Source organism: Luteolibacter sp. LG18 (assembly GCF_036322585.1).
Classification (GTDB): domain Bacteria; phylum Verrucomicrobiota; class Verrucomicrobiia; order Verrucomicrobiales; family Akkermansiaceae; genus Luteolibacter.
In genome coordinates, this window is sequence record NZ_AP024600.1 from 3,771,576 (window position 1) to 3,796,798 (window position 25,223).

Below are 25,223 nucleotides of genomic sequence, written 5' to 3' on the forward strand. Positions count from 1 at the left end.
CGTACGCGGGAACACTCCCTAGCGTCGATTTTATTCCATCCCATTGCCATGCCACGCCCTGTCACACTCTTCACCGGCCAGTGGGCCGACCTGCCCCTCGAAAAGCTCGCCGCTCTCGCGCAGCAAATGGGCTATGAAGGCCTCGAACTCGCCTGTTGGGGCGACCATTTCGACGTTGAAGCCGCCGCGTCCTCCGCGACCTATGTCAAAGAGAAGTGGGAACTGCTGGCCGACCACGGCCTGACCTGCTTCGCGATCTCGAACCACCTCGTGGGTCAGGCGATCTGCGACAACATCGACGAGCGCCACCAGTCGATCCTGTCCGAGGAGATCTGGGGTGACGGTTCCCCGGAAGGTGTCCGCCAGCGTGCGGCCCAGAACATGGCCACCGCCGCGAAGGCCGCCCGCGCGTTCTTCAACGCCAAGCCGGGCCGCCAGGGCAAGGACGACTTCCCGGCCGTGGTGAACGGTTTCACCGGCTCCTCGATCTGGCACTCGATCTACGCCTTCCCGCCGACCACGCAGGCCTATTACGAGAAGGGCTTCCAGGATTTCGCAAAGCGCTTCCTGCCGATCCTCGACACCTTCGAGCAGAACGACGTGAACTTCGCCCTCGAGGTGCACCCGACCGAGATCGCCTTCGACATCGTCTCCGCCCAGCGCGCGATCGAGGCCGTGGGCGGCCACAAGCGTTTCGGCTTCAACTTCGACCCGTCCCACCTCGGCTACCAGGGCGTGGACTACGTGAAGTTCATCCGCACCTTCGGCAGCCGCATCTTCCACTGCCACGTGAAGGACGCGTGGTGGGGCCATGGCGACGGCAGCGTGGGTGTCTTCGGCGGCCACACCGATTTCGGCGACGCCCGCCGTTTCTGGGACTTCCGTTCCCCGGGTCGCGGTGACGTGAAATTCGAGGACGTCATTGTCGCCCTCAACGACGTGGGCTACCAAGGCCCGCTCTCCGTCGAGTGGGAGGACATCCGCATGGATCGCGTCCACGGTGGCACGGAGGCCGCGGCCTTCGTCCGTAAGATCGATTTCGCGCCGAGCAATGTCGCGTTCGACGCGGCCTTCGACAAGGCGAAGCAGTAAATCGCGGGACGTTATGGGTTAGAGGTTATTGGGGAAGAAATCCCCATGCGCGCCTCTGACCCAATAACCTCTAACAAATAACTTATAACTTCATTTCATGAGCCGTAAAATTCGCATGGGCATGGTCGGCGGTGGCCGCGGTGCCTTCATCGGCGCCGTGCATCGCATGGCTGCCAATCTCGACGGGCAGATCGAACTGGTCTGCGGTGCTTTCTCCTCCGATCCGCAGCGCTCGAAAGACTCCGGCGCGGATTTCTTCCTGCCGGCGAATCGTTGTTATCCGGACTGGAAGACGATGATCGAGTCCGAGGCCAAGCTGCCGGAAGGCGAGCGCATGGACTTCGTGGCGATCGTCACCCCGAACCACGTCCATTTCCCGCCGGCGAAATACGCGCTGGAGAACGGTTTCCACGTCCTGTCCGACAAGCCCGCGACCTTCGACCTCGCCGAGGCCAAGGAACTCCAGGGCATCGTCGAGAAGTCCGGCCAGCTCTACGGCCTGACCCACAACTACACCGGCTATCCGCTGGTGAAGGAAGCGCGCGACATGATCGCCGCGGGCAAGCTCGGCAAGATCCGCAAGGTGGTGGTCGAGTATCCCCAGGGTTGGCTGTCCAGCCGCGTCGAGGAGAGCGGCCAGAAGCAGGCCGCGTGGCGCACCGATCCGAGCAAGAGCGGCGCCGCCGGTTGCATCGGTGACATCGGCACGCACGCCGAGAACCTCGCCGAATACATCACCGGCCTGGAGATCGAGGAACTCGCTGCCGACATCACCGCCTTCGTGCCGGGCCGCCAGCTTGATGACGATGGCAACGTGCTGCTCCGTTTCAAGGGCGGCGCGAAGGGCGTGCTCCACGCGTCCCAGATCTCCGCGGGCGAGGAGAACAACCTCAACATCCGCGTCTACGGCGAACTCGGCGGCCTTGAATGGCGCCAGATGGAGCCGAACACGATGATCGTGAAGTGGCTCGACAAGCCGACCGAGATCTACCGCACCGGCCTCGGCTACCTTGGCAAGAACGCCGCCGCCGCCGCCCGCATCCCGGCCGGTCACCCCGAGGGCTATCTCGAGGCCTTCGCGAACATCTACCGCAATTTCGCCGGCCACATCCGCGCCACGCTGGAAGGCCGTGAAATCGCCAAGGATGAGCCCATCCTCGATTACCCGAAGATCGCCGACGGTGTCCGCGGCATGGCGTTCATCAACGCCGTGGTCGCGTCCTCCCAGGCGAACGCCACCTGGACGCCGCTCGACTGAGCCGGTAAACCCTCTCGAAAAGGCGGAGTTGGACGGCTCCGCCTTTTCTTTTCCCCTCCGTCGCGGTTTTCCGGGATGGAGGGATCCAGTCCAAACCATCGCATGCCATCCATGAAAACCGCCCTGACCCTCCTGTCCGTTCTCGCGGGCTTTTCGCTGTCCGCCGCGCACGCCGCGCCGCCAGCGGATGCCGCGCAGAAGATCGCCGCCGCCCTTCCCGAGAAGGCCTACGCCAAGCCCGCCAAGGCGCGGAAGCTGCTGGTCTTCTCCGTGACCAACGGCTTCCACCACGACTCGATCGAAACCGGCCACATGGCCTTCACCGAGCTCGGCAAGAAGACCGGCGCCTTCGAAGCGGTGGTCAGTGACGACTTGGAGAACTTCGAAGTCGAGAAGCTGAAGGGCTTCGACGGTGTGTGCTTCCTGAGCACCACGCTGGAGGTCTTCATGCCGCATCCGGACAAGCTCAAGACAATGAGCCCGGACGAGGTGAAGCAGGCCGAGGAACGCTGCGCCCGCCTGCAGAAGAACCTGCTCGATTTCATCAAGTCCGGCCGGGCCTTCGTGGGCATCCACGCCGCGACCGACACCTTCTACAAGTGGCCGGAATACGGTGACATGATCGGCGGCCAGTTCGACGGGCACCCGTGGACCGCTGGCACGCTGGTGAGCATCAAGGTGGAGCCGGGCCAGGAGAAGAACCCGCTGGTGGCGATGTTCGAGGGCAAGAACATCGAGTTCAAGGAGGAGATCTACCAGATGAAGTCGCCGCCGTATGACTCGAAGAAGCAGGACGTGGTGCTGCGCCTCGACACGGACAAGTCCCCGATGGACCTCAAAGGCATCAAGCGCACCGACAAGGACTTCGGCATCTCGTGGGCGAAGCACTTCGGCAAGGGCCGGGTGTTCTATTCCTCGCTGGGCCACAACCACGACATCTACTTCAATCCGCTCGTGCTGAAGCATTACCTCGCCGGCATCCAGTGGGCGCTGGGTGACTACCAGGTGGATGTGAAGAATTGATCGATCGAGAAATCCGGCGATCAGCGCACGTTTTCGACAAGGCAAAGCTCTGGAAGGGGCTTTGCTTTTTCGTTTGTTGCAGGATCGCCGTAGCCGTTGGCCGGAAATCGTCGTTTGGCCGGTCGGCACCGCCAACTGGAGCTGGCGGATACCATCCGAAAGCGGGAGCTTCCGGCTACAATGCTACGGCTTCACCTCGGACTTGAGGCGATAGAAGCCTTTGCCGCTGCCGGAGGGGCTCACGGTCCGTGAGCCGTCACCGGCGATGGTGATGCGGTTGCCGGGCACCGCGGTCCAGGTGCTCAGGTTCGCGGATTCCATCACCGTGAGGCTGGCGTAGCGCAGGCCGGTGGCGGAGGGCGTGAACTTCATCGTGCCATTGGCGGGCAGGGTGAAGGTCCATGGATTGGAGCGCGATTGCGGCGAGGTCCCGAGCGTGTATTCCACGAGGTTGGGGAGGCCGTCCTTGTCATCGTCCGCGGTTGCCGCGCCGAGCCCGGGATAGGTCGCTTGCCACGTGTTGTAGGGAGCGTCCGGGTTGAAACCGAGATCGGTGAGGATCTCGCGGTTGGGGAACGAACTCAGTGGCTGTCCGGTGGCGGTGGTGCAGGCGGCCAGCACCTCGTTCAGGATCAGGAATTGCCCGACGGTGGCGGGGTGGAAATTGTCCTGGCTGAAGACGCGGCCCGCCGGGTTTCCGGAGGCTCCGGCGAGGGTGAAGACGGTGCCGTTGAGATTGAACGGGATCTCGTCGTAGGCGCGGTCGGTGAGGCGGTCGATGCGGGCTACGGTCGCGCCCTTGCCCTGGGTCATCGTGATGATGGACTGGTTGAAGGCGGCGATCTTCGCGCGGGTGGTGAGGCGTTTCGCCGGATCGCTGTAGGTCGCTGCCTTGCTCGGCGTCGCGCCGATGTCCGCCACCGTGCAGATCACGATCGGGATCGCGGCTTTGTTCGTGCGGATGAAATCGTGGATCGTCGCGAGGCGGGTCACGATGTCACTGAGGGCAGTGGCGGACTCGGTGTTGTTGAAGACGCTGCCGTAGACATCGCTGAGGTCGTTCGCGCCGAGGAAGATCACCGCCACGTTCGAGGTGGCCAGCTCGGTGAGCATCGCCTTGCGGGTTTTGCCATCGTAACTGGTGGTCGACGTGGTGTTGATGATCCGCAGCCAGTCGGTGGTGGTGAAACCGGGGAAGGCGAAATTGGCGGAGGCTCCCTTGGTGCGCCAGTCGAGGTAGCTGCTGGTCTTGAAGGTGCCGAGATTCGCTTGGGTGGAGCGGTAGGTGCGGATCAGCTCGGTCCAGTTGTGGATATTGGTGCCGATGCCCGCGATGGTGGCTTCGTCGGTGTATTCCTCCGTGAGACTGTCGCCGATGGCGAAGATCTTGACCGCGGCCTGCACCGGCGCGGTCACCAGCAGGAGCGGGATCAGCCATCGCACGGGTCGCATGAGGCGGACGGTAGCGGAAATCCCGCGGCTGTCACGGGTGGAGAGGCGTTGAGCCTTTAGGCGAGGAGGGTCTTCCGGGAGGCGGAGGCCTGAAGAGTTTGCTGGTTTTCAGTGTTCAGGAAGAGAAGATGGGTTTCGCCGTGTGTATCCCGGGGCTCAAACTCTTCCTTTTTGCGCCTCTTTGCGGCTAAAATCTCCAGAGACTCCGCCTCCCGGAAGACCCTCCTCGGCTGAAGCCTCAACTCCTTATGGGAGGGGCGAGGCGGTCAGGCGGTAGAACGTTTTCGAGGCGCCGGAGGGGGCGATGGTCCAAGTGCCGTCGACGCCTACGGTGATGCGGTTGGTGGGGACGGGGGACCATGCGGTGAGATTGGTGGATTCCGTGACCGTGAGCGAGGCGTAGCGCAGCGCGGGGCTGGAGGTGCCGAAGCGCAGGGTGGTGGGGGTGGGAAATTGGAACGGGGACGAGGTCAGGCGCGGCGAGGTGCCGAGGGTGTATTCCACGAGGTTCGGGATGCCATCGCGGTCGTCGTCGGCGGTTTGCGCGCCGAGGCCCGGCCAGGTGGCGGCCCAGGTGTTGTAGGGGGCGTCCGGGTTCAGTCCGAGGATCTGGAGGATCTCGCGGTTCGGAAACGGGGTGGTGGCCCGGCCGGTGATCGTCGAACAGGCTCCCAGGATCTTGTTTGTGATCAGGGCTTGCGCGACGGTGGCGGCGTGGAAGTTGTCCTTGCAGAACACGCGGTCCGGCGGGTTCTCGGGGTTTCCGGCGAGGGTGAACACCGTGCCGTTGAGCTGGAAGGGGATCTCGTCGAAGACTCGGTCCGAGAGCTGGTCCAGCCGGGCGACGGTGGTCAGGGTCTTGGTGCCGGCGAGGTTGATGATGTTCTGGTTGAGGGTGGCGATCTTGGCGCGGGCCGAGGCGCGGCGGACGGGATCGCTGTAGGTGTTCGCGATCACCGGGGTGGCACCCACGTCCGGGATGGTGGCGATCACCATCGGCACGGTGGGGCGGCGCTGGCGGACCCAGGTGTGGATCGCGGAGAGGCGGTTGGTGATGTTGGTGTAGAAATTGGCGGGCTCGGTGCCATTGAAGATGTCATTGTAGTCCTGTTTCAGGTCGTTCGATCCGAGAACGATCACCACCACCTCGGCGGAGGGAAGTTGGTCGATCAGCGCGCTACGGGTGGCGTAGTAGCCGTAGCCGAGTGCTTCGCCGGAGGGGGGATTGAAGGGATCATCGGTGCCCAGCAGGATGACCCAGTTCCGGATGGTCATGCCGGGGATGCCGAAGTTCCACTCGTGCCCGGCATTGCGGAGGTCGGCGTAGGAGAAGCCGGTGGGCTCGTAGGGACCGAGGCTGGCCTCGGTGGGGCGGTAGATCCGGAGTAGCTCGGGCCAGTTGCGGACGTTCGCGTTCGTTTGGTTCGAATCCGGCGCGCTGAAGGTGAGTTCGAAGGCGTATTCCTCGGTGAGGCTGTCGCCGATCGAGAGGATGCGCAGCGGCAAGCCCTCTGCGGGGAGGGCGACCATCGCGGTTGCGGCGAGCATGGAGATCCATTTGCCGGACATGAGGGAAACCTACGTGGGTGTGGCGGGAAATCCACCGTGGCGCGGCGGGAGAAATGCACGGTGGAACCGCGCAAGTCGCATCGCGGGGAGCGGATGATTGTCTGGACACTTCGACGTTGCCCCGCGGATTTTCTTCAATCCGCCGCTCCATCCCCATGATGGAACATTTTTCTTGTTTGTCGGAATTTTCAGTAAATAGTGAAAACAAGATGAGTGCCGAAGCCGAAACCCTGAAGCAAGCCCGCGAGGACTTCGTGACGCAGTGGGGCGCGCTCGGCACCCAGTGGGGGATCAACCGCACGATGGCGCAGATCCACGCGCTGCTCATGACGGCGATGGATCCGCTCACCACCGACGAGGTGATGGAGGAGCTGCGCATCAGCCGCGGCAATGCCCACACCAACCTCAAGGAACTGGTGGCCTGGGGGCTGGTCCGCATCGTGGCGAAAAAGGGGGAGCGGAAGGAGTTTTTCGAAGCGGAGAAGGATGTGTGGCAGATTTTCAGCATCGTGACGAGGGAGCGGAAGCGCCGCGAAATCGATCCCGCGATGGCCCTGCTCGCGAAGTGCTCGGAAAGCACGGTCGACATGAAGTCGGCCGAGGGAAAGGCGTTCCACGACCAGATCCGCCAACTCGAGGAATTCATCGGCTTCGCCTCCAAGGTGGCCGACAAGGTTTCCCGCATGAAGCATGGCTTCGCGGTGCAGATAGCCGCCAAGCTGCTGGGATGAGCTTTTTATTTGAAGTAAAGTTTCAGAAAATACTGAAAACACAAAAACAAATGAATCCGACAATCGCCACCTACGCCACTTACCTCGTCATCGCGGTGCCCTTGACGATCTGGGTCGCGCGCACGCTGTTCCACAATGGCCGGGTGTTCCTGGTCGAATGCTTCAAGGGCAACGAGCACCTCGCCGACAGCGTCAACCGCCTGCTGGTGGTGGGCTTCTACCTGGTGAACCTCGGTTTCGTTTCGCTCTACCTGCGTGTCACCGGCGACGTGAACGACACCCGCGGGATTTTTGAAACGGTCAGCTCGAAGATCGGCATCGTGATGCTGGCCCTCGGGGTGATGCACTTCTTCAACCTGCTGGTCTTCACTCGCATGCGGAAGCGCGCGGCCTGGGAGCAGGCTCCGCCGCCGGTGCCGCATGTGGGTGTGGTGCAGCAGCCTCCGGTGATGCCGCAACGCTGATAACCACACAACCTGATGTGAGCCATGAATCTCCGAGCCGCCATGACCCCTGATCCTCAACTGATCGCATGCCTGCGCGAAACCGGCAGGGGAAGGCGGGTGAGGCATTCATTCCTCGGAATGGTTGTCGCCTGGTTCACGGGTTTTTGCGTGGTGGCGGCCTTCAACCTCGGCGACCTGGATCGGGCGATAAAATTCCTGCCGGCGTGGGCGGCCATCACTGCGCTGGTTTGCGGAGTTGCCTGGGTGTTGCTGGCTCTTCCCGTCTATTGGTTCTGGCCCCGTAACCGTCGCTGCTGGGGCTGGAGGCGTGTGGGCTTGATCGGTTTGGTCATGGGGACCTTTCCCGCGTGGGTGATGGTTCACGGGTCGTTGGGGTGGCAGATGCTGATGGTGATGATGGTGCCCGGCCTCCATGGGATCATCACGGCGCTGGTGGCTTGGATGCTGGAGGAGAGTCAGTTGCGCCACATGGCGGAGAACCGGACCGATCTGTTGAACCCTGCTTGAACCTATGAACACGCTCACTGTCTTCTTCGATGCCCGCTGCGGGCTGTGCTGTCGGTTCCGCCGGTGGCTCATGACCCAGCCCGCGCGGGTGTCGATCCGCTTCGTGCCCTACAACTCGGAGGAGGCCCTGCAGCTCTTTCCCCGCATCCGCGAGGTGCGGGCGGACCGGGAGGTGGTGGTGCTCGCCGACGATGGCCGCTGGTGGCAGGGGCCGGGGGCCTGGCTGACCTGCCTGTGGGCCACCCGCGACTACATCGCTTGGTCTTACCGGCTGGCGGCTCCGGTGTTCCAGCCGTTGGTGGTCAAGGCCGTCGGCCTGATTTCGGAGAACCGCCTGCGACTCTCCACCTTTCTGAACCTCTCCACGGATGACGAACTGGAGGATTTCATTCGCCAAACCGTCACTCCGGATTGCGATCAAGGCGGATGCGGCTTGCCGCCCGCGCTGCCACGCGTTTCCTTTCCCGAACCCCTCACTCCCGTCGATCGATGAAACCTGCTGTCGTGATTTTTGGTGCCAATGGCTTCCTGGGCCGCTATCTGGCCCGCCATTACACCCGCCAAGGCTACGAAGTGGTGGCGATCGCGCGCCACAAGCGGGGCTGGAGCGGCGATGGGGTGTTCTTGGAATGGGACGGCCGCACGCTGGGGCCGTGGGCGCTGGCGCTGGAGGGCGCGGAGATGGTGATCAACCTCGCCGGGCGCAGCGTGAACTGCCGCTACGATGAGGCGCACCGCCGCGACATCCTCGAATCGCGCCTCGCCTCGACGCGGATCATCGGCCAGGCGATCCGCGGGTGCCGGGTGCCGCCGAAGTTGTGGATGAACTCGTCGACGGCGACCTACTACCGCCATGCCGAGGACGCCCCGCAGGATGAATGGCGCGGCGAACCGGGCGAGGGGTTCTCGGTGGACGTGGCGCGGCGCTGGGAGCTGGCGTTTTTCGATGAGATGGTCCCGGGCGAGACGCGGAAGATCGCGCTGCGCACGGGCATGGTGCTGGCGAACGAGCCCGAGACCGTGTTCGAGGTTCTGCGCGGTCTCGTCCGTGCCGGGCTCGGCGGCACGATGGGGAAGGGGACGCAGCGCGTCTCGTGGATCCACATCGGGGATTTCCTGCGGGCGATCGATTTCCTACGTCACGAGCAGTTCATGGACGGGGTGGTGAACCTGACGGCTCCGGAGTTCCCGACCAACGCGGAGCTGATGCGCCATTTCCGCGAGGCCGCCGGCATGCCGGTGGGTCTGCCCGCGGCGCGTTGGATGCTGGAAATCGGCGCGAAAGTGCTGCGGACGGAGACCGAACTGGTGTTGAAAAGCCGCTGGGCCGACCCGCGGCGCTTGCGCGAGGCCGGGTTCCGCTGGCAGCACGGGCACATCGCCGAGGCGATCGCGGACCTGCGGGCGCACGAGGGCATGGAGGAGTTTTTCCGTCCCATCGGCTCGCGGGCGATCGGTTCGCGGGCGTGGTTGCCGGGGCGGATTTGAGCGGGGGCTTCGAGCCACCTTGTCCTTGCCTCGCGCCGGGCTCTTCCCGACTCTCCGCGCATGCCTCTGGCACGTTTTCAAAAAGTGGCCGTCGCGGCGCTGTGTTCCCTGGTGCTGCTGATTGTCGCGGGAGCGGTGGTTCGGGTCAGCGGGGCGGGAATGGGCTGCCCGGATTGGCCGACGTGCTGGGGCTGCCTGGTGCCGCCGACCAAGGTCGAGGACGTCGATTTTTCGAAGCTCAAGATCGAGAAGTTCAAGGACAAGGCGGCGCGGGAGGGGCGCGATCCGGCCACCATTACGCCGGCAACGCTGCGGGCGGAGTTCAATCCGCGTCTGGCCTGGACGGAGTATCTCAACCGGCTGTGCACCACGCCGCTGTCGGTGTTCACGCTGGCGACGTTCATCCTGTCGTTCTGGCAACGGGAGAAGCGCCCGCTGGTTTTTTGGGCGGCCTTCGGCAGCCTGGTGCTCATCGGCGTGAACGCGTGGATGGGTGCGCGGATTGTTTACAGCGGCTTGAAGCCCGGGATCATCACGACGCATCTGGCGCTGGCGATGGCGATGTTTGGACTGCTGGCGTATTGCGCGTGGCGTGGCACGGACCAACCGTGGCGGGTCGCCATCGCACCTGCGGCCCTGGGGAAACTCCGTTGGGCGCTGCTGCTGCTGCTGGCGGTGGTGGTGGGGGAGGGGATCATGGGCGCGCAGATCCGCGAGATCACGGATGAGATGGCGAAGGCCCATCACGCGGCGCCGAAGGAGGAGTGGATCGGGGAGCTGGAACACGCGTGGATTTACCTGATCCACCGCAGTTTCTCGTGGGTGGTGCTGGTGGTGACGCTGTGGGTGTTCACGCTGGCGAAACGCCACGGTGATCCGGGTCGCGTGGGGCGTGCGGTGCTTGGCATTGTGCTCGCCCAGATGGTGCTGGGCGTCATCATGTCGCAGGTCCATCTCTATGCATGGGTGCAGGTGGTACACGTCGTGTTGGCTGCGGTGCTGCTTGTCTTTATTTGGCTCTGGCTCTTTGGTGCGTGGAGCAAGCGGGTGGAAGAACCACCTGCCGAGAGCTGATCCGCATCAGCGGCGGGGGCGTTGAAAGCGAGAGGCCGGATCGGCCAATGAACGGGGTCCCATGGACTGGGACGCCCTCATTGCCATGCGCCCCCAGATCTCCTCCCGACCGTTTCCCGTCCGGATTTTCCTTTCCGCCATCGCATTCGCGGGAATCTCGACCCAGCACGCCGGGGCTGCCGCCCAGACGTGGGTGGGCGACACCAGCACGGATTGGAATGATCCTCTCAATTGGACGACGGACGCGTTTCCAAGCGCCGGGAATGCCGTCATCAACACCAATACCGGTAACATCGCCACGATCACCGCGGACTCGGCTTTCACCCCGGTGGATATCGTTCTCGGAAGTGTCACCGGCACCAACGGCCGCGTGGACCATCGGGCGGGCACGTTGACGACCGGGCTCGGCAACTGGATGTATCTCGGCAATGCCGGGACCGCGACCGGCACCTACAACCTGGCGGACACTTCCACGACCGGAGCCGGCATCACTGGTTTCGGAACGGGCAGCGGCAGCCTGACGATCGGCGGAACGTCCACCACCAGCGGCCGCTTGCTCCTCGGCAACGGCGGGACGACGAACGGCGTGTTCAACATGAACACGACCGGCACCCTGACCACGAAGGACACCACCATCGGCATGCTGATCGGCACCAACGGCGGCGATGGCACGTTCAATCTCGAGAACGGCACGGTCAACACCGGCATCGTCTGGCTCGGCGACAACAACGTGGGCAGCGATGGTCTCATCCGCGTGTCGGGCGGCACATTCAATGGTACGAATCTTTATGCGGGCCGCAACGGCGGCAACGGTACGTTCACGATCACCGGCGGCTCCGCCAGCTTCACCGGCACCCAGTATTGGGTGGGCTACAAGACCGGCACCGGCGTGGTGAACGTGAACGGCGGCACGTTCACTGCCGCGGGTGAAATGCGTCTGGGCGGTTCCGATGCCAACGGCGCGATCACGGCCAGCGGCACGCTCAACGTCACCGCCGGCACCGCCACCATCAATGGCATCACGCTCGGCCGGACGAACAACAGCGTCGCCTCCACGCCCTCCGGCTTCGTCAATGTCAGTGGGGGCACCCTCAATTCCCAGAGCTTCGTGCTGGTGGGGTGGCAGGGCAACGGGGCCACCGGCACGGTCACGGTGAACGGCGGCACGTTCAATGTCGGCACGGTGACCGCCGCGTCGAACATGGACATCGGCACCTTCGGGACGGCCGCGGGCACGGTGAACGTGAGCAGCGGCGCGCTGAACCTCTACAACAACTCGAAGGTCCGCTTCGGCGCGGGCGCGGGGAACACCGGTATCAACACCTTCACCCAGAGCGGCGGCAACGTCTCGTTCTTCAGCGACGCGGGCACGACCTCCGGCGGCACCGGCTACCTCGACATGCAGGTGGCGGGCTCCGGCACCTACACCTACAATCTGGATGGTGGCACCTTGACCACGCCCAAGGTCCAGTCGACGGCGAACGGGGGCACGCGTGTGTTCAACTTCAACGGCGGCACGCTGAAAGCCACCACCGCGACCACGACCTTCTTCGATCTGAACCAGACCGGCAGCCATCGGGCGAACGTCCGCAACGGCGGTGCGATCATCGACACCAACGGCGTGAACGTCACGGTGGCGGAAGCCCTCGTCCACAGCAACGTCAGCGGCGACAATGCCACCGACGGCGGTCTCACCAAGAAGGGCACGGGCACGCTCACACTCACCGGTGTGAACAGCTACACCGGCACCACCACCGTGCAGGGCGGCACGCTCGCGCTCGGGGTGAGTTCGACCATCAGTAATTCCCTGGTGCTGGGCACGAGCGGCGGTGCCACCGGCGTGCTGGATGTCACGTCGAAATCCGCGTTCACCCAGAGCAATATTTCCGGTCGGGGAACGATCAATATCGGCGCAGGGAAGACCCTCACCGCGGATGGCAACGTCGGTCCGGGATTCAGCCCCGGCACCCTCAACGTCACGGGCAACCTGGCCTATGCTAGTACGACGATCACCACGCTGGAGCTGGCGGGGAACGGTGGAGTCGCGGGGACGGACTCGGACTACATCAATGTCACCGGCACCTTTTCGCTGACGGGGGCTCTCAACATCGTCAGCTACAACGGCTACGACATCACCCAGACGGGCGTTTACAACCTGCTCGACGCAGGCACGTTCACGGGCGACTTCACCTCGGTGAGCGTGGGTGGCAACAGCCTGACCTACAACCTGCCGACGGACGACTGGACCGGCACGTTCGGCGGGACGAGCTACACCTTCACCGAAGGGACCGGCGTGCTGAGTGTGGTGCCCGAGCCTGCCAGCCTGCTGCTCGGCGCGCTGGGTTCGTTGACGCTGCTGGCCCGCCGACGCCGGGCTTGAACGGGCCCGGTGCGGGGGTGAAATTTCTCTTTCCCCCCGTGCTCCGATAGGGATACTCCCCGCGTCGCCGCAAGGAGGCATGCCGGTTTAGCTCAGTGGTAGAGCAGTTGATTTGTAATCATCAGGTCATCGGTTCAAGTCCGATAACCGGCTCCAGTTTCCCGTGTATCCATGAGTCCGGATTTCGAAACCGAGTTGGAACGATTGGAGAAGGAAGGGTGGAGACGGGTCTCGAACGAAACAAAGCGTCCAGTTCCCGCAAGTCTTCTCGCCCGGTATCCGTGGCTACCTGCGGAAATACTCGAGGTGTTGGAAGAGGTTGATGAAATGATCTCTGGCGATGCCACATGCTGGTTGCTCACCTCGAAGGACTATGCAGGAGAGGGGGATTCCGCTTTCGCGTGGAATGAGTGGGAACTCCAATCGCTGGAAGGTGCCGGAAGTGATGAGAGCTGGGCTGAAGAAATCCGTGCCTTTTGGGACCGCCATTTGCCTGTCGGGTTGTCGTTGGATGGTGGCTACGGATTTCATGCCATAAGGGATGACGGAGTGATTGTTTGGGGGAATGAGCCGGAATTCGAGGAAACCACGGAGGTTCCCGGGGGCTACCTAGGCCTTTTGAGGGCGATGGGGGCGGGGCGTTCCGGTTGTGCTTAATGTGTTTTCCATTCTGCTAGTGCGTGCCGGAGCAGGAGCAACTCGCCGATGTTTTCCGCGCTGAGCAGGCCCACCACGGCGTGCTCGCGGGAGTCCCGGACCGGTAGCACCTCCGACGGGATCGAGCGGAGCACTTCGAAAGCCTGCTTCAACGGGGTGGCGGGGAAGACCTTGGGGATGTCCGTCAGGATCAGGTCCGCCAGCGGATGGTCCGGACCGTGGTGGGTGAGCCCCTCGACCAAACGCCCACGGGTGAGAATGCCCGCCAGCGATCCATCCGCCGCGAGGATCGGGAAATCGTGCTGGGACCCCGCGATCAGGGCGTCGGCGGCATCTTGCAGCCGACCTTCGAGCGGCAGGGTGTGGAAATCGGTGATCATCGCGTCGGCGAGCGTGAGGTCGCGCATCGCCTCGCTGGTCTGGACCGACTCGTTTTCGCCCCGCGCCGCGAAGAAGATGAAGACCGCGATCAGGAAAAACATCGGGTGCAGCCACATCAGGGCGAGGATGACTCCGAGGCCCGCCAGCATCTGCCCGATGGCGGCGGCGATCGCCGTGGCCTTCGCGTAGGGCAGGAACATCGCCAGCAGGGCGCGCAGCACCCGGCCACCGTCCATGGGAAAGGCCGGGATCATGTTGAAGACCACCAGCCAGACATTGATCACCATCAGCCGCTGACCGAGGCTCGCGGCGGACGAGAAATCCATCGTTTGGGGCATGTTCGGGTCCGGCATGCCGAGGATGGCGATCAGGATGGCGGCGATCACCACGTTCACCATGGGCCCGGCGAGGGCCACGATGAGTTCCTGGACGGGGCGCTCCGGGATGCGCTCCAAGCGAGCCAGACCGCCGATGGGGAGCAGGGTGACATCCGGGGTGCGAATGCCGAAGGCCCGGGCCGCGAAGATGTGGCCGAACTCATGAAGCAGCACGCACAGGAACAACGCCCCGGTGAACACCAGTGCTCCGGCGGCCACGGCGGGCCCTCCATTGGCGAAGAACATCATGCCGACCGCCGCGAGCAGCAGCAGGAAGGTCACGTGGACCTTCACCACCGTGCCGGCGATCCTCGCGATGGGAATCGACCATTTCACACCTCATTCTAACACAGATGGGCGGGGAGGACACGCGGCTTTTGGTGACAGTGGGGGGATCGGGGATTTCGCCGATGGCGGCCCCGGGAGTGGGGGATTTTACGCAGGGGATGCCTTGGTTTTAGATCGATTGCGCGCGAATGGCGGTCATTTCGGTCAAATCCATCGAAATTACTTTCTAACCCGGCTTTGCGGGAGTAATGCCCGCATTGTTCTAGGGTGGGAAACCGTCCGTGAACCACTCGTTCGTCTGCATTAAACCCAGAAACCCAAGAACCCAGGGCCGGTGATCGCACCGGCCATTCGACAGGGCCGCCGCGTCCGCGAGATTCTCCGTTTTTTTGTCCGATTCGCTGTTTGATTCGACAGGTGTCTTCGAGCCGTGGGGGACCTTTGCCATGACGCAGGGGGCTCAATTTCGGCCGTAGACCGCTGTTTTTGTTTGTTTTCTCTCAGGCTTTCCAAACCCATGTCCCGTCGTTCCCGGCTTGTTCCAATGCTCGCCGCCTGTGGCGCGTGCGCCCTCGGCTTTTTGATTTTCGAGCACTCGAGATCTTCCTCAGATCGTTTGGAACGTCATGCCGCGGCAGAGCGGAAGGCGCTGGCGAAGGAGCCGGTGGCGCTGGCCGCCGAGGGTCCGGTGGATTTCTCGAAGATCGAGGCATTCGCGGCGTGGTCGCGGGGTTACAGGATGGCGTCTGCCGATGAGCGGTCGGCCAAGGTGGACGAGGGGCTTGCCCTGGCGAAGGCCCGCCGGCCCGAGTTTCTGAAGCTGATCAAGGCCGATCCGGAGCGGGCGTTGAAGGAAGCCGTGCCGATGGTGGTGCGGCAGGACCTTCCGGCGAGGCTGGTTGCGCAGCTCGAGGAGCGGGTGCGCGGGGTGGGGGCCCTCCGGACCTATGCGAACACCGTGCTGCCGGGTTCGCCGGTGGTGCCCTCGGTGCATTACCTGGAGCTGAACGACGGCGTGACCTACCAGGCCTACACCTCGGGCCGCGAACAGTTCCTGATGGATTACAAGCCGAACCGCTCGGTGAACGGCGTGGCGATCCGGCCGGAGGGAGGCATGGCCCAGCTCGCGCTGGATCCGAGTCCGGTGCGTCCATTGGAGGTCGGCGAGCGTCCCGACCCGGCCTTGCCGAAGGTGGAGGTCTGCCCGGTTTCGGGAAACTCGACCGCCCTGCCCGCGGATCAGGCGAATGCCGCGGTGAAGGAGAATGAGCCGGTGGTGGAGGCGCAGGGCCAGGTCGTCTACCTCTGCAACGGTTCCCACACGACGATCTACGAGAACCAGCTCATCGCCGGGGAAGGCGTGGGTGGCGGTGGGGTGGGCTACAACGGCCCGCTGCCCTACGTTTCGACCAAGGCGCTCGGGGTGATGCGGGTGCTCTACATTCCCGCGACCTTCCCGGATGAGAACGTGGCCCCGACCACGGAGGCGAACGCCTACAACACGATGAAGGACATCAGCGACTACTACAACAAGTCGTCCTTCGGAAAGCTGATGATCGCCACCACCGTCACGCCCTGCGTGATGATGCCGCACGACGGCAAGTGGTACCAGGCGAACGATTCGGCGAACGGCGGCAGCATCGACTGCCTCGGTCTCACCCACAGTGACGCCCGCGCGGCGGCGAAGGCGCTCGGCTACGATCCGGCGAACTACGATTGCATCATCGTGCTCCAGTCCTACGCCTACGGTGTTTCCCGCGGAGCGGGCGGCTGGGGCTCGGTCGGCGGCAACAGCGTGTGGATCTATAGCTCCACCTGGCGCGAGGTGGTGGCCCACGAGATGGGGCACACTTTCGGTCTGGCGCACGCGAACTTCTGGGATTCCACCGATGGCTCGAACGGCACCGGCAATGGCGCGAACCAGGAGTACGGCGATGACTTCGACATCATGGGCGGCGGCAGCATTTCCACCGGCCACTACAATATTGCCGCGAAGGAGCAGATCAAGTGGTTCACCGCGGACAACCTGACCAGCGTGGCCGCGAGTGGGACCTACCGGGTGGCAGCGCAGGATTCAAATGTGCTCGACCCTGCCCGCAGCTACGGGCTGAAGATCGTGAAGGACCCGCTGCGGACCTACTACGCCGAGGTGCGGCAGCTTTCCGACGCCGATGCCAACCAGCCGTGGCAGGCCAATGGCATCCGTCTGGAATGGAAGTATCCCTCGGGGGGCGGCAGCAACAACCAGCTCATCGACACCACTCCCGGGTCGATCAATGGCAAGGCCGACGGCAACATCATCGTGGGCCGCACGTTTTCCGATTTCGAGTCCGGCATCCACCTGACCCCGGTGGCGGTGCAGCCCGCCGCGAACGGCAATCCGAAGACCGTGGACGTGGTGGTGAATCTCGGCCAGTTCCCGGCGAATCAGGCACCGACTTTGGCTCTCAATGCCTCGGCGACCAATGTGCCGGTCGGCGCGAGCGTCACGTTCAACGCCACCGCCAGCGATCCCGATGGCGATGCGCTGTCTTACTATTGGAGCTACGGCAACGGCGACAAGACGGCCCTGCCGAATGCGTCCTCGATCACCCGCACTTTCAGCTCCGCCGGCCAGTATCAGGTGACCTGCACGGTGTCCGACATGAAGGGAAAGACGACGGTGCGCAGTGTCGTGATCAATGTTGGCACCAACACCACCTTCAGCATCGGTGGCCGGGTGACGAAAGGCGGCCAGCCGGTGGCGAACATCCCGGTGGCGACCACGGGTAAGGAAACCATGACCGATTCGGACGGCTACTACACCTTGGTGGGGCTCGCGGCGGGCAACTACACGATCACTCCGCGCCTGGACGGCTACACGTTCAATGGCAGCCTCGGTTCCACGATCACGGTGGGACCGAACACGGCCGATGCCAATTTCGAGACGGTGGCGGGCACGGTGGTGACCCTCACCGCCTCGGTGCCGACCTGCACCGAGGATCTGGCCGGATCGACCGGGAAATTCACTCTGACCCGCACCGGCCCGACGGGGAGCGCGCTGGCGGTGACCATGCAATCCGTCACCGGCACCGCGACGAGTGCGGACTACACGCTGGCACCGGCAATCTCGTCGAACACGCTGACCATTCCCGCCGGAGCTTCCTCGCTGGATGTGACCGTGACGCCGAAGACCGACACCTCGGCCGAGGGTCCGGAGACGGTGCGGCTGCTGATGGCGCAGAATGCCTCCTATGTCATCGGAGGCTCTCAGGAGGCCACGGTCACCATTCTGGACAATGACACGACGGTGCCGAAGGTCAGCATCGTGGCGGCCGTCCCGACCACGGTGGAAAACTCCGGATCTCCCGCGCTGCTCACCGTGAGCCGCACCGGCAGCACCGCTGCGGCTTTGACGGTCAATTACAGCGTCACTGGCACGGCCACCAGCGGCAGCGACTTCACCGCTCTGCCGGGTTCCGTGACCATTCCGGCCGGTGCGTCTTCCGTGGACATCCCGGTGGCCACGGTGAACGACAACGCCTCGGAGACGAATGAGACCGTGGTGGTCACGCTGGCGTCGAACGCGGCGTATCTCATCGAGGCTTCTCCGCTCAACGCGGCGACCGCAACCCTCGTGGACGACGATCTCCAGATCATCACTGTTTCCGCATCCGATTCGATCGCTACGGAAGGGGCGAGTCCCGCTGACAACGGCACTTTCCTGGTGACTCGCACGGGTGACACCTCGCAGGACCTCACGCTTTATTACAGCGTGGCCGGCTCCGCGTTGCAGGGTGTCGACTACGTCATCCTGCCCGGCTCCGTGACGATCCCGGCGGGACAAAACTCTGCGGCGGTGACGATCGTGCCAATCGATGACGGCATCCTGGAGGATGACCAGACCGTCACGCTGCTGCTCGGATCGCTTGGCAGCAACTATAAGCTCGGCAGCAATGCCACCAGCACGCTCACCATCAAGAGCAACACCACCAACAAGCCCTTCGTCTCGGTGGCCGCGGCGGAGGATGGTTTCAGCGAGTCCGGTACCGCGGGGATTTTCCGTTTTGCGGTCAGCGGGGTGGTGACCACGCCGTTCACGGTGAACTACACGCTGGGTGGCAGCGCCACGTCGGGCGTCGACTACGTTACGCCCAGCGGTTCAGTGACGATCACGGCGGGCAGCGGCAACCGGACCTTCGACGTGACCCTCACTCCGACCAACGATGGCACCGCGGAGGATCTGGAGGATGTCACTGTTTCGATCACGCCTTCCGCGTCCTACGTGACTTGGCCGTCCAGCGACCGCGCGGCGATGTGGCTCTACGATGGAAGCCTGCCGACCGTGTTCGTGGATGCTTCCAGTGCCACTCCGGCCGAGCCTTCGACCGGTAGCAAGTTCACGCTGCTCCGCACCGGTGCGACCACCGATCCGCTGGTGGTGAACTACACGATGGGCGGCACGGCCACCAATGGCACCGATTACACCACGCTCAGCGGCACGGCGACGATTCCGGCGGGAGCCTCGTTCGTCGATGTGGCCATCACGCCGATCAATGACACCACCGCGGAAGGCACTGAAACGATCATCATGTCGCTGGCTCCGGGGACGTATTCCCGGTCGCCCTTGCCCGCCACGCTTTACCTTGGGGACAACGACACCTCCACGGTGACGGTGGGCTTCAACGTGGCGGCCAGCACCACGTCGGAAGGCGCGGGCACGGTGAGCATCCCGGTGAGCCTCTCCGCGGCGTCCGCGAATCCGGTGACAGTCGGCTACGTGGTGGGAAGCGGTTCGTTGAGCGCTTCCAACAACGACAGCTCCGGGCTCACCGCACCGTATTGGGTGCGGATGGTCCGCGCCGGCAGCACGGTGGCCGCTTATCGTTCGCCCGATGGCACGACCTGGACGCAGCAGGGTTCCACCCAGACGGTGGGGATGGGGAACACGGCCTTCGTCGGGCTGTGCCTGGGCACGAACAACAGCAGCGCCTCGCAGGTGACCGCCACCTTTGACAACGTCACGGTGACCCCGGCGGGCGGATCCTTCACCGGCACCGACGTGGGCTACACGCCGAAGCCGGGCACGTGGTCGGTGGCCTCCGGGACCTACACGCTCAAGGCGCAGACCAACAACATTTCCGGAAGCGCGGATTCCTGCTACCTGGTGTCCCAGCCGGTCACCGGCGATTGCACGATCACGGCACGCGTCACCGGTATCACTGGCGGCGCGTCCTCGACCAAGGCCGGCGTGATGATCCGTGAGAGTCTGTTCGATGACGCGCGCCACGGCACCTGCGCGCTGACCTCGTCGAGCGGCACCACGTTCATCTGGCGCTCGGGATCGGTGACCAATGCCGCGGGCAGCGGGGTGGATTTCACCCTGGCGAGCGGCACGCTGACTTTCCCGGCGGGAACGACCACGCTGAACATTCCTGTTTCGATCACCGATGACGCGATCGTGGAGACCACCGAGGCCGTGGTGGTGTCGCTGGTGAACGCGGGCAATGCCGGACTCGGCTCGATCTCGCAGCACATCCTTTCGATCTCTGACAACGATGTGCCGCCTTCCCAACCGACGCTGGGCTTCGCCGCCACGGCATCGTCGGGTCCGGAGGCTTCCAGCCCGGTGAACATCCCGGTGGCGCTTAGTTTCGCGCCCACGGCTCCGGTCACGGTGGATTATGCGGTCACGGGAGGCACGGCTGCCGACGGGGCGGATTACACGCTCGCCAGCGGCACGCTGACCTTCAATGCCGGGGAAACGGTGAAGTCCATCGCTCTCGCCGTGGTGGATGATGTGGTGATCGAGGCGAACAAGACGGTGGTCATCGGGCTTTCGAACGCCACCGGCGCGGTGATGGGTGGAAATTCGTCGCACACCTACACGATCCTCAACGACGACACGCCCACGGTCACGGTGGTGGCCACCGATGCCACGGCTACCGAAGGTCCCTCGTCGGTGGATACGGGCACCTTCACGGTGAGCCGCACCGGGCCTGCGACCGATCCGCTCACGGTGAACTTCACCGTTTCCGGCACGGCGACCTCGGGCAGCGACTACACGGCGGTCGGGACCTCGGTGACGATTCCCGCGGGGGCCTCCAGCGCGCCGCTCACGGTGACTCCGCTGGACAATGCCACCGCCGAGTCCTCGGAAACCGTGATCGTCACGCTCGCGGCGAACGCAGCCTATACCGTGGGTTCTCCTTCCGCGGCCACGGTGACGATTGTCGACGACGACATGCCGGTGGTGACGCTGGTGGCGACCGACGACACCGCGACCGAGACCGGGACGACGACAGGAACGTTCACCGTGACCCGCACCGGCGCGACCACCAGCGCACTCACCGTGAACTTCACGGTGGCGGGGAGTGCCACCAGTGGCACGGATTACACCTCGATCGGCACCTCGGTCACGATCCCGGCGGGCTCCGCCAGCAAGACGATCACGCTCACGCCGGTCAACGACCTGGCCAGCGAGGGGGATGAATACGTGCTGGTCACGCTTTCGACGAGTTCCAGCTACGCGCTGGGCGCGTCCTATTTCGCCTCGGTGACCATCGAGGACGACGACTTCGCGCCGTTCGTCCAGATCACCAGTCCGGTGAATCCCGGGGTGGTGTTGCCCACGGGTGCCGGGTTGCTGCTGGAGGCTACTGCCACCGATGATGGCCTGCCATCGCCGATGACCTACTCGTGGACGAAAGTGAGCGGGCCGGGCACGGTGACCTTCGGAACCGCGGCGGCTCTCAATACGACCGCAACCTTCTCCGCGACAGGCACCTATGTGCTGCGCTTCTCGGCTTACGATGGAAACCAGACCTCGACCGCGGACCAGACGGTCAATGTCGGCGGAACGGACACGCTGGTGGCGAAGGACATTGGCAGCAGCGTGAGCGCGGGGACCTATGCCCTGAACGAGGGCACCGGCGTGCACACGCTGGCGTGCCGGAGCGGCGATCTTTGGAACAGCGCGGACTCGTTCCGGTTTGCGTTCGAACGTGCGCACGGCGATGTGGCGGTGACGGCGCGGGTGCTTTCGGTGACGAACACCTCGGGGTGGGCGAAGCCGGGCGTGATGATCCGTGAATCGCTGGCCGCGGGGTCGAAGCACGCGTTCATGTCGGTGACACCGGGAAACGGCACCGCGATGCAATGGCGCTCGTCCACCGACGGTAGCAGCAGCAACAGCAACACCGCCGGACCGGTGGCACCGTATTGGGTGCGGATCTCGCGGGTGGGGAACGTGCTCACCGGTGCGTCCTCGGCCGATGGCGTGACGTGGAGCGACCAGTCCACCGCCACCATCACCATGGGCACGGACACCTACATCGGTCTCAGCCTATGTGCGAACAACACCAGCAGCACCTGTACGGCGACCTTCGACAGCTTCTCGGTGACGCCGCTGGCGAACAAGGGCGCGCTGGTGTCCGCCGGTTCCGATCAGACCGTGGCTACCTCGTCGGTGAATCTCGCGGGCACCGTCAGCGATGACGGACAGCCGCTTTCTACCCCGCTGCTGGCGTGGTCGCAGATTTCCGGCACCGGCACGACGACCTTCGGGAATGCGGCGATCGCCGCCACCTCGGCCACCTTCTCCGCCTCCGGCACCTACGTTCTCCGCCTGACCGCGGACGATGGCTGGGTGAAGACCTTCGATGATGTCACGGTGAACACGGCGATCACCACGGTGAGCCTCGCGACCACCGATGCGAACGCGGCCGAGGCGGGGCTGAATACCGGCGCGTTCACGGTGACGCGGGCCGGTGGCTCCACTGCGTCCGCCCTCACCGTGTTCTATACGATTTCCGGCACGGCGACCAATGGCACCGACTATCAGACGCTGTCCGGGTCCGTGACCATTCCGGCAGGCCAAACCAGCGCCACCATCACGGTGACTCCGATCGATGACTATCTCCAGGAGACCGGCGGTGAAACGTCGATTGTCACCCTCACGGCTGATCCGACCTACGGCCTCAACGGAACCGTGACGGGAACGGTTACCATCGCGGACAACGATGTGAACCCGGTGGTGACGATCACGTCGCCGACGGTCGCTAGCACGAGTATTCCCGCGGGCGTGGGAATGCTGCTGGAAGCCTCCGCCAGCGACGACGGCCAGCCATCCGCGCTGGTGACGACATGGAGCATGGTGAGTGGTCCTGGCACCGTGACCTTCGGTGACACGCACGCCTTGAACACCACGGCGGTGTTTTCCGCAAACGGAGCTTACGTCCTGCGGCTCTCCGCCTACGACGGCGGCGTCACGACCACGGCGGACGTGACGGTGAATGTCGGCGTGGTGGCGGGCGGCAGTTTCACGAATGCCGGGATCGGCTCGCCGCCGCTGGCGGGATCCGGATCGGTGTCGAACGGCACCTACACCGTTTCGGGCAGCGGTGCGGACATCTATGGCACCAGCGACCAGTGCAATTTTTACTACCAGAGCCTGACGGGGGACTTCGACGTGAAGGCCCGGTTGGTGAGCAAATCGCAGTCCTCCAGCTCCGATCACACCGCGCTCATGGCCCGCGCCAGCACCGCCGCTGGTAACGTGCAGGCGACGATGACGAACGAGAGCGCGACGTCGTCGAGCTTCTCCACCTATCTGATGTCCCGTTCGTCCTCCGGGGCCAGCATCGTGACCGGTTCGTCCGTCAAGAAGGCGGCTCCGGTGTGGTTGCGTCTCCAGCGCGTGGGCAATGTGTTCTACGGCTATTACTCGGACGATGGTCTGACGTGGACGGGCAGCGGGTCCTACACGCTGGCATCGATGCCGGCCACGGCGCTGGTGGGTTTCGCGGTGTGCAATGGCAGCAGCAATTCGAATACGGCGCTGAACACGGCGACCTTCGACAGTGTCAGCGGCTTCGGCTACGCCGGGAACATCGGACCGCTGGTGAACGCGGGAGCCGATCAGCCGGTCTTGCTGCCAGCCAATGCCACGCTGGCCGGCACCGCGGCCGATGACGGCAAGCCGGTGTCGCCGGGCGCGCTCACCACCACCTGGAGCCAAGTGTCCGGGCCGGGCACGACGAACTTTGGCAATGCTTCCTCGCCAAGTACCACCGCATCCTTCAGTCAGGCGGGTATTTACACGCTCCGCCTCATCGGTTCCGATGGCGAGGTGAAGACCTTCGACGACATGGTGGCCACGGTGACCTCGCCACTGCCGGTGGTGACCGTTTCCACGCCGCTGCCGAATGCGGCGGAGAAGGGACCGGTGGCTGGGAAGTTTACGGTTTCACGCAGTGGCTCGACCTTGTCCGCGCTGACGGTGAAGTGCTCGTTGTCCGGCACCGCCGGCAATAGCACCGACTACAGCTCCATTGGCTCGTCGGTCACGATTCCCGCCGGGGCTTCCTCGGTGGACGTGATGGTGACACCGGTGGTGGACGCCACGGCGGAAGGGGATGAAACCGCGATCTTCACCGCGACTTCCGATGCCGCCTACACGTTGGGAGCCACGGTTTCCGGAACGGTGACCATCGCCGATCTGCCGGTGGATGCGTGGAAGAAGACGAAGTTCGGGGCCTCGGCCAACGATCCGCTGGTGGCTGGGGACGCGGCTGATCCGGACCACGACGGGGTTTCGAACCTGATGGAGTATGGCCTGGGGACCGACCCGCTCGATGGCAAGACGGCGATGCCCGCCTTGAAGCCGGGGGCGACTCCGATGGCGCTGCACCTCGACTTGCCCGATCCCACGCCCGCCGATCTCACCTACACGGTGGAGGGCACGGGGTTGCTGGGTGGTTCGTGGTATGCCTTGGCAGGGAAGGCGGGCACGGCGGCATGGACCTGGCAGGCGTCCGGAACGCCGCGGCTGACGGTCGGGACTCCGTCCGGTGGCCGGGTCGGAGTGGATGTGGGTTGCCCGGATTCCGCGGCAGGCAGTGCGAGTTATTTCCTCCACCTCAAGGTACAGAGGAATTGAGGACCAGCCCTTCGGAATGATGCCGCGCCGATGGCGCGGCGGTACCTTTGGAGGGTTGTGGATTCGCTAAAAGCGAATTTGTGAAATCATGATAAATTGAATGAAATTTTCTTGGCCGATGCGCGTCTTGAAATCGTGGAAAGGATGCATGATTGCGACTTCTCGAGTGGAGGAGTCTACCAGGTGGGGCCAAGGTGGTTTGAAGGATTTTTGGGGTCGGAACTTTGGAAATCCGTAGGTGTAATGCCAATTTTTGTAGCGGTAATGCCTGGTCGGTTACGGTTGCATATGGAGAGATGAGCTGGCGTGGATGATGCGGAATCATTGAATGGATATAGGATTGGGTCGCTTGATCGGTTGGGGGTTTGACTCGAGCGCAACCAAGGTTGGCTAAATCGCAAATGGGGAATCGGGTTCGGGATATTTTTTTACCCGACAAACTCAACAACCACGCTGATCGGGCGCGAACGGACCAGTTCTCTAACGTTTTGCCATTGACCCTTTGCGACAAAACCGCCATTTGCTTCCCTGAATTGGAAATCGTTTTGGTTTCCATTTTG

The 25,223-nt window shown here is 63.9% G+C and carries 15 protein-coding genes and 1 tRNA gene; 13 read left to right on the forward strand and 3 right to left on the reverse strand.

The annotated features are described in order from the left end of the window. Positions 1-48 precede the first annotated feature (48 nt). From llg_RS15140 to llg_RS15150, 3 genes are all read left to right on the forward strand, one after another. Entirely contained in the window at positions 49-1,092 is a 1,044-nt protein-coding gene (locus llg_RS15140; RefSeq protein WP_338285521.1) for a sugar phosphate isomerase/epimerase, read from the forward strand. Between the two features lie 97 nt (positions 1,093-1,189). Continuing rightward, complete coding sequence (locus tag llg_RS15145) at positions 1,190-2,350, forward strand: Gfo/Idh/MocA family oxidoreductase (protein WP_338285522.1); 1,161 nt, start codon at positions 1,190-1,192, stop codon at positions 2,348-2,350. 111 nt (positions 2,351-2,461) lie between these two features. Next, positions 2,462-3,373 carry a ThuA domain-containing protein gene (locus llg_RS15150; protein ID WP_338285523.1) on the forward strand — a complete coding sequence of 304 codons (912 nt, stop codon included), beginning with the start codon at positions 2,462-2,464 and terminating at the stop codon, positions 3,371-3,373. A 183-nt stretch (positions 3,374-3,556) separates the two neighbouring features. Here the strand turns inward: llg_RS15150 and llg_RS15155 are convergent, their stop codons facing one another. Continuing rightward, positions 3,557-4,825, reverse strand: coding sequence for a GDSL-type esterase/lipase family protein (locus llg_RS15155; protein WP_338285524.1), 1,269 nt, complete (start codon positions 4,823-4,825; stop codon positions 3,557-3,559). A 246-nt stretch (positions 4,826-5,071) separates the two neighbouring features. Beyond that, complete coding sequence (locus llg_RS15160; protein WP_338285525.1) at positions 5,072-6,394, reverse strand: SGNH/GDSL hydrolase family protein; 1,323 nt, start codon at positions 6,392-6,394, stop codon at positions 5,072-5,074. Between the two features lie 209 nt (positions 6,395-6,603). On the opposite strand from llg_RS15160, the gene llg_RS15165 reads away from it, so the two are divergent. The 9 genes from llg_RS15165 (at position 6,604) to llg_RS15205 (ending at position 13,698) form a co-directional block, all read left to right on the forward strand. Then, positions 6,604-7,125 carry a MarR family transcriptional regulator gene (locus tag llg_RS15165; RefSeq protein WP_338285526.1) on the forward strand — a complete coding sequence of 174 codons (522 nt, stop codon included), beginning with the start codon at positions 6,604-6,606 and terminating at the stop codon, positions 7,123-7,125. A 50-nt stretch (positions 7,126-7,175) separates the two neighbouring features. Continuing rightward, positions 7,176-7,589, forward strand: coding sequence for a hypothetical protein (locus tag llg_RS15170; protein ID WP_338285527.1), 414 nt, complete (start codon positions 7,176-7,178; stop codon positions 7,587-7,589). A gap of 24 nt (positions 7,590-7,613) precedes the next feature. Continuing rightward, entirely contained in the window at positions 7,614-8,099 is a 486-nt protein-coding gene (locus llg_RS15175) for a hypothetical protein (protein ID WP_338285528.1), read from the forward strand. A 4-nt stretch (positions 8,100-8,103) separates the two neighbouring features. Continuing rightward, on the forward strand, positions 8,104-8,592 hold the full coding sequence (locus llg_RS15180) for a DUF393 domain-containing protein (protein ID WP_338285529.1): 489 nt from the start codon (positions 8,104-8,106) through the stop codon (positions 8,590-8,592). Continuing rightward, the gene (locus llg_RS15185) at positions 8,589-9,587 is read left to right on the forward strand and encodes a TIGR01777 family oxidoreductase (protein ID WP_338285530.1); all 999 of its coding nucleotides are present in this window, start codon (positions 8,589-8,591) and stop codon (positions 9,585-9,587) included. The genes llg_RS15180 and llg_RS15185 overlap by 4 nt, the downstream gene beginning before the upstream one ends. 60 nt (positions 9,588-9,647) lie before the next feature. Continuing rightward, complete coding sequence (locus llg_RS15190) at positions 9,648-10,661, forward strand: COX15/CtaA family protein (protein WP_338285531.1); 1,014 nt, start codon at positions 9,648-9,650, stop codon at positions 10,659-10,661. An 85-nt stretch (positions 10,662-10,746) separates the two neighbouring features. Then, on the forward strand, positions 10,747-13,041 hold the full coding sequence (locus llg_RS15195; RefSeq protein WP_338285532.1) for an autotransporter-associated beta strand repeat-containing protein: 2,295 nt from the start codon (positions 10,747-10,749) through the stop codon (positions 13,039-13,041). A gap of 81 nt (positions 13,042-13,122) precedes the next feature. Next, positions 13,123-13,197, forward strand: a tRNA-Thr gene (locus tag llg_RS15200). Positions 13,198-13,212: 15 nt separating this feature from the next. Next, positions 13,213-13,698, forward strand: a complete 486-nt coding sequence (locus llg_RS15205; RefSeq protein ID WP_338285533.1) for a hypothetical protein — start codon at positions 13,213-13,215, stop codon at positions 13,696-13,698. Here the strand turns inward: llg_RS15205 and llg_RS15210 are convergent. After that, positions 13,695-14,792 (reverse strand): site-2 protease family protein, encoded by a 1,098-nt coding sequence (locus llg_RS15210; RefSeq protein ID WP_338285534.1) that lies wholly within the window; start codon positions 14,790-14,792, stop codon positions 13,695-13,697. The genes llg_RS15205 and llg_RS15210 overlap by 4 nt on opposite strands. A gap of 469 nt (positions 14,793-15,261) precedes the next feature. On the opposite strand from llg_RS15210, the gene llg_RS15215 reads away from it, so the two are divergent. Then, entirely contained in the window at positions 15,262-24,663 is a 9,402-nt protein-coding gene (locus llg_RS15215; RefSeq protein ID WP_338285535.1) for a Calx-beta domain-containing protein, read from the forward strand. Positions 24,664-25,223 lie beyond the last annotated feature (560 nt).

Bases quoted from the DNA above. Each gene is read 5' to 3' on its own strand.
- llg_RS15155 (WP_338285524.1), bottom strand. From the start codon at position 4,825: ATGCGACCCGTGCGATGGCTGATCCCGCTCCTGCTGGTGACCGCGCCG.
- llg_RS15170 (WP_338285527.1), top strand. From the start codon at position 7,176: ATGAATCCGACAATCGCCACCTACGCCACTTACCTCGTCATCGCGGTG.
- llg_RS15165 (WP_338285526.1), top strand. From the start codon at position 6,604: ATGAGTGCCGAAGCCGAAACCCTGAAGCAAGCCCGCGAGGACTTCGTG.
- llg_RS15140 (WP_338285521.1), top strand. From the start codon at position 49: ATGCCACGCCCTGTCACACTCTTCACCGGCCAGTGGGCCGACCTGCCC.
- llg_RS15150 (WP_338285523.1), top strand. From the start codon at position 2,462: ATGAAAACCGCCCTGACCCTCCTGTCCGTTCTCGCGGGCTTTTCGCTG.
- llg_RS15175 (WP_338285528.1), top strand. From the start codon at position 7,614: ATGAATCTCCGAGCCGCCATGACCCCTGATCCTCAACTGATCGCATGC.
- llg_RS15185 (WP_338285530.1), top strand. From the start codon at position 8,589: ATGAAACCTGCTGTCGTGATTTTTGGTGCCAATGGCTTCCTGGGCCGC.
- llg_RS15195 (WP_338285532.1), top strand. From the start codon at position 10,747: ATGCGCCCCCAGATCTCCTCCCGACCGTTTCCCGTCCGGATTTTCCTT.
- llg_RS15180 (WP_338285529.1), top strand. From the start codon at position 8,104: ATGAACACGCTCACTGTCTTCTTCGATGCCCGCTGCGGGCTGTGCTGT.
- llg_RS15215 (WP_338285535.1), top strand. From the start codon at position 15,262: ATGTCCCGTCGTTCCCGGCTTGTTCCAATGCTCGCCGCCTGTGGCGCG.
- llg_RS15160 (WP_338285525.1), bottom strand. From the start codon at position 6,394: ATGTCCGGCAAATGGATCTCCATGCTCGCCGCAACCGCGATGGTCGCC.
- llg_RS15190 (WP_338285531.1), top strand. From the start codon at position 9,648: ATGCCTCTGGCACGTTTTCAAAAAGTGGCCGTCGCGGCGCTGTGTTCC.
- llg_RS15145 (WP_338285522.1), top strand. From the start codon at position 1,190: ATGAGCCGTAAAATTCGCATGGGCATGGTCGGCGGTGGCCGCGGTGCC.
- llg_RS15205 (WP_338285533.1), top strand. From the start codon at position 13,213: ATGAGTCCGGATTTCGAAACCGAGTTGGAACGATTGGAGAAGGAAGGG.